The sequence below is a fragment of the Actinospica acidithermotolerans genome (genome assembly GCF_018139625.1).
Lineage (GTDB): Bacteria > Actinomycetota > Actinomycetes > Streptomycetales > Catenulisporaceae > Actinospica > Actinospica acidithermotolerans.
The window spans coordinates 1-8,971 of sequence record NZ_JAGSOH010000193.1 but is presented as its reverse complement, the minus strand read 5'-3'; the positions used below and the strand labels follow the sequence as shown (position 1 = coordinate 8,971).

Sequence of the window (8,971 nt, the reverse complement as noted above, 5' to 3'; positions counted from 1 at the left end):
CACCGCGACCGCTCCCGCCGCCCCCGAGCCGCTGGCCAAGCCGGTGCCGGTGCCCGGCAACCAGGCCCCCGTCGCCCAGGTCGCCGCGGGCGTCGCCCCGGCCGTGGCGGCGGCCGAGGCCGAGACGCCCGGCGCGCTCGCCCCGAAGCCGACCCCGAAGGCGGTGGCCCCGGTCGGCGGCGTGCCGCGCGACGCGGCGATCACCGCCCCGCCCACCGCCTCCACCCCGACCGGCGGCGGCGCCGCGACCACCGTGCTGCGCGGTCCGGCCGCCCGGCTGATCACCAACATGAACGCCTCGCTCGAGGTGCCGACCGCCACCTCGGTGCGCGCGGTGCCGGCGAAGCTGCTGATCGACAACCGCGTGGTCATCAACAACCACCTCAAGCGCGCCCGCGGCGGCAAGGTCTCCTTCACCCACCTCATCGGCTACGCGATGGTGCAGGCGACCAAGGCCATCCCGGAGATGAACGGCTCGTTCACCGAGGTGGACGGCAAGCCCGCCCTGGTCACGCCCGAGCACATCAACTTCGGCCTGGCGATCGACCTGCAGAAGCCGGACGGCTCGCGCACCCTCGTGGTGCCCTCCATCAAGGCCGCCGAGCTGATGGACTTCCGCGAGTTCTGGCAGGCCTACGAGGACCTGGTCCGCAAGGCCCGCAACAACAAGCTGACCGCCGACGACTTCGCCGGCACCACGATCTCGCTGACCAACCCCGGCGGCATCGGCACCGTGCACTCGGTGCCGCGGCTGATGAAGGGCCAGGGCACGATCATCGGCGTCGGCGCGATGGAGTACCCGGCCGAGTACCAGGGCGCGAGCGAGGAGACGCTCAACCGGCTGGCCGTCAGCAAGGTCATGACGCTGACGTCCACCTACGACCACCGGATCATCCAGGGCGCGCAGTCCGGCGAGTACCTCAAGGCGATCCACCAGCTGCTGCTCGGCGGCGACGACTTCTACGACCGCGTCTTCGAGTCGCTGCGCATCCCCTACGAGCCGGTCCGCTGGGTGCAGGACATCCCGGCCACGCACGAGAACGACATCAACAAGACCGCGCGCGTGCAGGAGCTGATCGACTCCTACCGCACCCGCGGCCACCTGATGGCCGACACCGACCCGCTCGAGTACAAGCAGCGCCGGCACCCCGACCTCGACGTCGTCGAGCACGGTCTGACGCTGTGGGACCTCGAGCGCGAGTTCGCCACCGGCGGCTTCGGCGGAAAGCCGATGATGCTGCTGCGCGACATCCTCGGCGTGCTGCGCGACTCGTACTGCCGCACCGTCGGCATCGAGTACATGCACATCCAGGACCCGGCACAGCGCAAGTGGATCCAGGCGAAGGTGGAGAACGGCAACGCCAAGCCGTCCCGCAAGGAGCAGCTGCGGATCCTCAACCGGCTCAACGCGGCCGAGGCCTTCGAGACCTTCCTGCAGGTCAAGTACGTGGGCCAGAAGCGCTTCTCGCTGGAGGGCGGCGAGGCCGCGATCGCGGTGCTCGACCAGATCATCTCCTCCGCCGCCGAGGAGGGCCTGGACGAGGCCGCGATCGGCATGCCGCACCGCGGGCGCCTCAACGTGCTCACGAACATCGTGGGCAAGCCCTACTCCAAGGTGTTCAGCGAGTTCGAGGGCAACCTCGACCCGAAGTCGATGCACGGCTCCGGCGACGTGAAGTACCACCTGGGCACCGACGGCACGTTCACCGCGCTCGACGGCAGCCAGATCAAGGTCTCGCTGGTCGCCAACCCCTCGCACCTCGAGGCGGTCGACCCGGTGCTCGAGGGCTACGCGCGGGCCAAGCAGGACATCATCAACAAGGCCGGCTCCGCGTTCACCGTGCTGCCGATCCTGATGCACGGCGACGCCGCGTTCGCCGGCCAGGGCGTGGTCGCCGAGACGCTGAACATGTCGCAGCTGCGCGGCTTCCGCACCGGCGGCACCATCCACCTGGTCATCAACAACCAGGTCGGCTTCACCACCTCGCCCGCGTCCTCGCGCTCCTCGGTCTACTGCACCGACGTCGCGCGGATGGTCGAGGCGCCGATCTTCCACGTGAACGGCGACGACCCCGAGGCCTGCGTCCGGGTGGCGCAGCTGGCCTTCGAATTCCGGCAGGAGTTCAACAAGGACGTTGTCATCGACATGGTCTGCTACCGGCGCCGCGGCCACAACGAGGGCGACGACCCGTCGATGACCCAGCCGCTGATGTACAAGCTGATCGAGGCCAAGCGCTCGGTCCGCAAGCTGTACACCGAGGCGCTGATCGGCCGCGGCGACATCACCATCGAAGAGGCCGAGGCCGCGCTGAAGGACTACCAGTCGAAGCTGGAGCAGGCCTTCGCGGAGACCAAGGACACCGGCAAGGCGCCGGTCAACCCGGTGGCCGACGGCGCCAGCGAGGAGCCGTTCCCGGTCGCGGTGCCGACCGCGATCTCCGACGACGTCGTCAAGCGCATCGTCGAGGTGCACGTCAACCTGCCCGAGGGCTTCGAGCCGCACCCGCGGGTGCTGCCGCAGCTGCAGAAGCGCGCGCAGATGGTCAGCGACGGCACGATCGACTGGGCGATGGGCGAGACCCTGGCGTTCGGCTCGCTGCTCACCGAGGGCGTCCCGGTCCGGCTCACCGGCCAGGACTCGCGCCGCGGCACCTTCGTGCAGCGGCACCACGTGGTCGTCGACCGGGCCAGCGCGCGCGAGTACACGCCGCTGTCCTACCTGGCCGAGAACCAGGCCACCTACACGGTCTACGACTCGATGCTCTCCGAGTACGCGGCGATGGGCTTCGAGTACGGCTACTCCGTGGCCCGCCCGAACGCGCTGGTCCTCTGGGAGGCCCAGTTCGGCGACTTCGGCAACGGCGCGCAGACCGTGGTCGACGAGTTCATCTCCTCCGGCGAGCAGAAGTGGGGCCAGCGCTCCGGCGTCGTCCTGCTGCTGCCGCACGGCTACGAGGGCCAGGGCCCGGACCACTCGTCCGCCCGCATCGAGCGCTACCTGCAGCTGTGCGCGCAGAACAACATGACGGTCGCGATGCCGTCGCTGCCGTCGTCGTACTTCCACCTGCTGCGCTGGCAGGCGCTGAACCCGTCGCACAAGCCGCTGGTCGTCTTCACCCCGAAGTCGATGCTCCGGCTCAAGGCGGCCTCCTCGAGGATCGAGGAGTTCACCGGCACCACCGCGTTCCGCCCGATCATCGGCGACACGACGGTCGCCGCCGGCGGCGTCAAGCGCGTGCTGGTCTGCTCCGGCAAGGTCTACTGGGATCTGGTGGCCTACCGCGAGAAGCACGGCATCACGGACACCGCCGTGGTCCGCGCCGAGCGGCTCTACCCGCTTCCCGGCGCCGAGCTGCTGCAGGAGCTGGCCCAGTACCCGGCGAACGCGGACGTGCGCTGGGTGCAGGAGGAGCCGGCGAACCAGGGCGCCTGGCCGTTCATGGCCCTGCACCTGCCCGCCGAGCTCGGCGGGCGCGCGCTGACCGGCGTCTCGCGCCCCGGCTCGTCCTCCCCGGCGGTCGGCTCGCACAAGCGGCACGAGATCGAGCAGCAGCGCGTGGTCGAGGAGGCCTTCGCCGACTGAGGCCCGCGCCCGGCTGGAACGTGAACGGCGTCCCCCGCGGCTTCCGATGCGGAAGCCGCGGGGGACGCCGTCTTGTTGTGCCGCCACGGTGTGTGCCGCCTCGGCGTCTGCCGCTTACGCCGAGGTGGTGCTGTTCCCGCTGCTGCTGGAGGACGAGTTGCCGTCGACGAGCGTGGTACCGCCGCAGAGCGTGTCCACAGCGGTCTCGTCGCCGACCATCCGGTCCGCCGCCGCCTGGAAGCTGTTGTCGGTGGCCGTGGTGTAGTTGCCGGATATCGCGGTCTGCATGGCCGAGATGAGCACGCCGAGGTCGCTCGTGACGGAGCCGACGGAGGTCTTCAAGTTGGACCGGCTGGAGAGCGCGGCGTCCTGCTGGAGGTTCGTCGAGAACGTCTGCAGGTCGTTGATGTACGCGTTCGCAGCCGCGTCGACGGCGGCGAAGCTCGAGCCCTGCTCGGCCTTGAGCAGGGCGTCGGTGTCCGTGACGACCTTGGTCTCGAGGGTCGCCGTCGCCTTGGACTCGACCGCAACACAGCCCGGGTCCACCAGGATCGAGGCCTCGGCCGCCGACTGCGCGGCGCGCAGCTGGGCGACCAGGCCCGCCGCCGCGTTCGCGGCCTTCGCCGCCGTGGAGGCGGTGTTCGTCTTGTTCGTCAGGGCGCTGCTCTCGACACTGGTGCCGATCAGCAGTCCGACGAGGGCGATCGCCGGCACCGCGAGGACCGCCGTCTTCGCGAACAGCATGCGCCGCTTCGCCTTCTTGGCCTCGACGGCCGCCTGCTCCTCCGGGCTGAGCACCGCAACGCCCGGCACCGCGCCGACCGAGGCGACGCCCTGCAGCGCCGGATCGACCGGAGCCTGCTGCCCCCACGCCGGAGCGGGCGCCGGTGCCGGCGCGACCAACGGCGCGGGTGGCGGCGGCACGAGCGGCCCGGAGCCCGTCGCCGGGGCGGGGGGCTGAAGCTGCTGGGTCGGCTCGGCCGGCTGCGCGGGCACGATGGGCTGCGTCGGCTCGGCCGGGGCGGAGTTCGGAGTCTCTGCGGGACTTTCTTCGGGTTGCGTCGTCATGGCTGTGCCACTCTTTTCACGCGGTAAGGAAGTTGAAGCTCGAAGTCTGTTTCTCTCGCGGGCGCGCGCGGCCTAGTACGAGCCGCAGAGCGCGTCCAGGTTGGCGTCCGTGACCTGCAGCGTCGTCAGCGCGGCCGAGGCGGCGCCGTCGGAGTCCTTGGAGTGGTTCTGGACGGCGGTCAGCGCCTTGCCGACGGCCTGGACCTGCGTGTCCATCGCGTCCAGGTCGGCCTTCACGTTGGCGTGCGTGGCGTTGCCGCTGGCCGCCTCGAGGTAGGACTCGATCGTGTTCAGGTCGTCGTTCACCGTGGTGATCGAGCTGGTCGAGCTGGAGGCGCTGTTCTCGTTGGACACGAGGGTGGCCGCGTCGGTCTTCAGCGTGGCCACCTCGGCCGCCAGGCTCGCCTCGACGTTGGTGCAGCCCGGGTCCAGGGCCGTGGACGAGGCGACGGTGGACGTGGCGGCGGACAGCAGGCCGATGATCGCGCCGCCGGTGACGATCGAGAGCACGAGTCCGATGATGGCCAGCGCCTTGCCCGTGCGCCGGGAGACGGCGTTGAACAGGCCGAGGGTGGAGAGCACCAGTCCGGCCGGCCATACCGGGATGGCGAAGATCACGCCGAGCAGGGCCAGCAGGTTGCGCTTCTTAGGCTCGGCGGCCGCGGCGCCGTACGGGTCACCGGAATACGGCTCACCGGAATACGGCTCCGCACCGTAGGGCGCGGCGCCGAAGGCCTGGCCCCCGTAAGGCGTGGGCTGCGTCGAAGGCACATTCGCGTCGCCCTGCGGCGGCACGGTGGTCGGCGCAGCCGCGGTGACCGGAGGGGCCACGAGCGGCGCCGGGCCCTGCGGCTGCGGCGGAACGAGCGGCGCGGAGCCCTGCTGCTGCGGGGCCGCGGCGGCCTGGGTGGCCAGCTGCACGGTCTCCTGCGGCGCCGACGCCTGCTGCGTAGCCGCGACCGGCTCGGGAGCAGGAGCGGGAGCAGGGGCCTGCACGGCCTCCTGTGCCGCGGGGCTCTGCTGCTGCGGGACCTCGGCCGCTGCGGGCTCCTGCGCGGCCTCATGTCCCGCGGGGCTCTGCTGCTGCGGGACCTCGGCCGCTGCGGACTCCTGCGCGGCCTCCTGTGCCGCAGGGCTCTGCTGCTGCGGGACCTCGGCCGCTGCGGGCTCCCGCGACGCCGCATCCTGCGGCGCCGACTCCCGTGGCGCGTCTTCCCGCGGTGCGGCGGGGCTCTGCTCCTCCGGCGCCTCGGCCGGTGCCGAATCAGACACCTGCGAGTTCGAATCCGCGGCGGACGCCGCGGTTCCGACCACCTGTGTGCTCGCCTCGTCGGCGGATTCGCCGTCCATTGCCGGGCCCTCCCCTTGATCAATCATCAGAATGCTCGTTCTCCATCGAATCCGGGAGATGAGACGGCGAAGCGGATGGCGCCATCGGACCGAATGCTCCCCCCAGCAAGGAATGTTCTGAACTTGAGTCTACAGCCGTGTAGCAGGCAGAACGCTGACATTTTCCAAGCTGTGATGCCCCGCGTCCACGTGACTCATCCCGCATTGTGCACCCTGGGCCGCCGCGCGTCGACGCGGGGTGCCCCGTGCGCGGGGGACCGGTCCCCGGCCCGGGATAGTTAGACAAGCTACATAGTTTGGGCTATGCTTTTCCCATGAGCATGGAACAAGACCCGCGGGCCGCGGCGGAGGCCGTGTACTGGCTGTCGGCGGCGGTGATCCGGTTCACCTCGCAGCCGCGGCAGCTGAGCCTGACCGGAATCTCGACGCTGGCCGCGCTGGACCGCAAGGGGGCGCAGCGGATCTCGGAGCTCGCCGGGCTGCAGGGGATCGCGCAGCCGTCGATGACGGTGCTGGTCGGCTCGCTGGAGCAGGCGGGGCTGGTCGGCCGCCGGCCCGATCCCACGGACGGGCGCGCCGTGCTCGTGTCGCTGACGCCGGAGGGCGAGGAGTTCCTCGCCGCCCGCCGCCAGGCCGGGGCGGACCGGCTCTCCGAGCTGGTCGGCAAGCTGCCGGCCGCCGACCTCGAGGCGCTGGCGGCCGCGGTGCCGGCGCTGCTCCGGCTGCGCGAGCTGCAGGAAGAGGCGATGGAGGCCGGCGCCGCCCTGGCCGGCCGCGGCAGGTAGCCGGAAAAAAACGGCACGTCAGCAGGAATTCCAGCAGGGAGCAGTCCGACCGTCGGCCGAACGAATCCTCCGAGGAAACGACTCGTATCGAAAGCGAAGCGATAGCGCATGAGCAACCCGAATACGCAGACTCAGACTCATCAGCCCAGCCCCGGTCACGGTCCTGGTCACGGCCACGGTCACGGCCACGCCGCGGCCTCCGGCAGCCCCTTCCGTCAGCCGAAGGCCGTCTGGGCGGTCGCCTTCGCCTGCGTCGTGTCGTTCATGGGCATCGGCCTGGTCGATCCGATCCTGCCCGCGCTCTCCTCGCAGCTGCACGCCAGCGCGAGCAACGTGGAGCTGCTGTTCACCAGCTACCTCGTCGTCACCGCCGTCGCGATGCTGGTCACGGGCTGGGTCTCCAGCCGGATCGGCGGCAAGCGGACGCTGATCGCGGGGCTCGTCCTGATCGTGCTGTTCAGCGCGCTGGCCGGCTCCTCGCACACGATCAGCCAGATCATCGGCTTCCGGGCCGGCTGGGGCCTCGGGAACGCGCTGTTCATCGCCACCTCGCTGGCCGTCATCGTCGGCGCGGCGTCCGGCGGCTTCAACGGGGCGATCATCCTCTACGAGACCGCGCTGGGCATCGGCATCGCGCTCGGCCCGCTGGTGGGCGGACTGCTCGGCGGCATCAGCTGGCGCGGACCGTTCTTCGGCGTCACCGCGCTGATGGCGATCTCGCTCGCGGCGACCGTCGTGTTCCTGGACCGGACTCCCCAGCCGGCCCGCAAGATCGGGCTCACCGAGCCGCTGCGCGCGCTGCGGCACCGCGGCCTGGCCACGGTCAGCGTCGTCGCCCTCTTCTACAACTGGGCGTTCTTCACGGTCCTGGCGTACAGCCCCTTCCCGATGGGCCTCGGCATCCACGAACTCGGCTTCGTCTTCGCCGGCTGGGGCGTGCTCGTCGCGATCTTCGCGGTGCTCGTCGCGCCGCGCCTGCAGGCCAGGTTCGGCACGGCCCGCACGCAGTACGCGAACTTCTTCCTGATGGCGCTCGACGTGCTGGTGATCGCGCTGTGGACGGACCACAAGGCGGTGCTGATCACGGCGGTGATCGTCTCCGGTGCCTTCATCGGCCTGAGCAACACGCTGATGACGCAGGCGGTCATGCAGGTCTCGCCGGTCGACCGGTCGGTGGCCTCGGCGGCGTACGGCTTCGTGCGGTTCATCGGCGGCGGCCTGGCGCCGTACGTCGCCGGCAAGCTGGCCGCCCGCTACAACGACCACGTGCCCTTCTACCTGGGCGCGGGCATGCTCGTCGTGGCGATCGGCGTGCTGGCCACGGCGCACCGGCTGCTCGCGGCGGCGGACAACGGCGAGGCCCTCGACGCGGCCGGGCAGCCGGCCGACGAGGCGGCCGCGGAGGAGGCCGGCGAGGTGATCTCGGTCGGGCTCTCCGACTGACGAACGGCAGATCAGGGGCCGCATCGGGTACGCCGATGCGGCCCCTTCGCGTTGTCCGGAGCCGCGCCGGGTCCCGGCCGGCTTGCGCGGCGGCTTGCATACTCGGTATACATACCGCGTATGCAAGAGCAGGAGGGGAGGCGCGCAGCATGTCCGTGAAGCACGGGATTCTCGCGTTGCTGCGGGAGCGGCCGGGTTACGGATACCAGCTGCGCGCCGCGTTCGAGGAGGCGACCGGGTCGACCTGGCCGGTGAACATCGGCCAGGTCTACACCACCCTCGGCCGGCTGGAGCGGGACGGCCTCGTCGTCAAGACCGGCGAGGACGAGGAGGGGCACGTCGTCTACGCGATCACGCCGCCCGGCGCGGCCGAGCTCGACGACTGGTTCGCCCGCCCGATCACCCAGCACGACCGGCCGCGTGACGAGCTGGCGATGAAGCTGGCGCTGGCCGTGACCGTGCCGGGGGTGGACGTCGCCGCGCTGGTGCGGCTCCAGCGCACCCACGCGCAGTCCACGCTGCACGAGCTGACCCGGCGCAAGCTGCGGGCCGCCGAGCCGGCGCTGGCCTGGTCGCTCGTCCTCGAAGCGCAGATCTTCCAGGCCGAGGCGGAGATCCGCTGGCTGGACCACGTGGAGGAGCAGGTATGTCGCAGAATCGGGTAGGGCCGGTCGTCAGCCTCAGGGATCTGACGCGGGTGCACGGCAGCGGGGAGGCCGAGGTCCGCGCCCTGGCGGGGGTG

6 protein-coding genes are annotated in these 8,971 nt (G+C 71.0%); 4 read left to right on the top strand and 2 right to left on the bottom strand.

Annotated features, from left to right (window positions below; translation table 11 throughout):
- A partial coding sequence (locus tag KDK95_RS33050) for a multifunctional oxoglutarate decarboxylase/oxoglutarate dehydrogenase thiamine pyrophosphate-binding subunit/dihydrolipoyllysine-residue succinyltransferase subunit (protein ID WP_249162270.1) occupies positions 1–3,583 on the top strand: 3,583 nt, incomplete at its 5' end.
- A 114-nt stretch (positions 3,584–3,697) separates the two neighbouring features.
- Here the strand turns inward: KDK95_RS33050 and KDK95_RS33045 are convergent.
- Both KDK95_RS33045 and KDK95_RS33040 read right to left on the bottom strand, forming a co-directional pair.
- Positions 3,698–4,651, bottom strand: coding sequence for a hypothetical protein (locus KDK95_RS33045; protein WP_212522296.1), 954 nt, complete (start codon positions 4,649–4,651; stop codon positions 3,698–3,700).
- 72 nt (positions 4,652–4,723) lie between these two features.
- Positions 4,724–6,001 carry a hypothetical protein gene (locus KDK95_RS33040; protein ID WP_212522295.1) on the bottom strand — a complete coding sequence of 426 codons (1,278 nt, stop codon included), beginning with the start codon at positions 5,999–6,001 and terminating at the stop codon, positions 4,724–4,726.
- 314 nt (positions 6,002–6,315) lie between these two features.
- Between KDK95_RS33040 and KDK95_RS33035 the strand changes: the two genes are divergently transcribed.
- From KDK95_RS33035 to KDK95_RS33025, 3 genes are all read left to right on the top strand, one after another.
- Entirely contained in the window at positions 6,316–6,786 is a 471-nt protein-coding gene (locus KDK95_RS33035; protein ID WP_249162269.1) for a MarR family winged helix-turn-helix transcriptional regulator, read from the top strand.
- Positions 6,787–6,894: 108 nt separating this feature from the next.
- On the top strand, positions 6,895–8,229 hold the full coding sequence (locus KDK95_RS33030) for an MFS transporter (RefSeq protein WP_212522294.1): 1,335 nt from the start codon (positions 6,895–6,897) through the stop codon (positions 8,227–8,229).
- A gap of 149 nt (positions 8,230–8,378) precedes the next feature.
- The gene (locus KDK95_RS33025) at positions 8,379–8,894 is read left to right on the top strand and encodes a PadR family transcriptional regulator (protein WP_212522293.1); all 516 of its coding nucleotides are present in this window, start codon (positions 8,379–8,381) and stop codon (positions 8,892–8,894) included.
- Positions 8,895–8,971: the final 77 nt, after the last annotated feature.

What these genes read in the sequence shown, in the direction of transcription:
- KDK95_RS33045 (WP_212522296.1), bottom strand. Translation starts at nt 4,651, where the DNA reads ATGACGACGCAACCCGAAGAAAGTCCCGCAGAGACTCCGAACTCCGCC.
- KDK95_RS33040 (WP_212522295.1), bottom strand. Translation starts at nt 6,001, where the DNA reads ATGGACGGCGAATCCGCCGACGAGGCGAGCACACAGGTGGTCGGAACC.
- KDK95_RS33035 (WP_249162269.1), top strand. Translation starts at nt 6,316, where the DNA reads ATGAGCATGGAACAAGACCCGCGGGCCGCGGCGGAGGCCGTGTACTGG.
- KDK95_RS33030 (WP_212522294.1), top strand. Translation starts at nt 6,895, where the DNA reads ATGAGCAACCCGAATACGCAGACTCAGACTCATCAGCCCAGCCCCGGT.
- KDK95_RS33025 (WP_212522293.1), top strand. Translation starts at nt 8,379, where the DNA reads ATGTCCGTGAAGCACGGGATTCTCGCGTTGCTGCGGGAGCGGCCGGGT.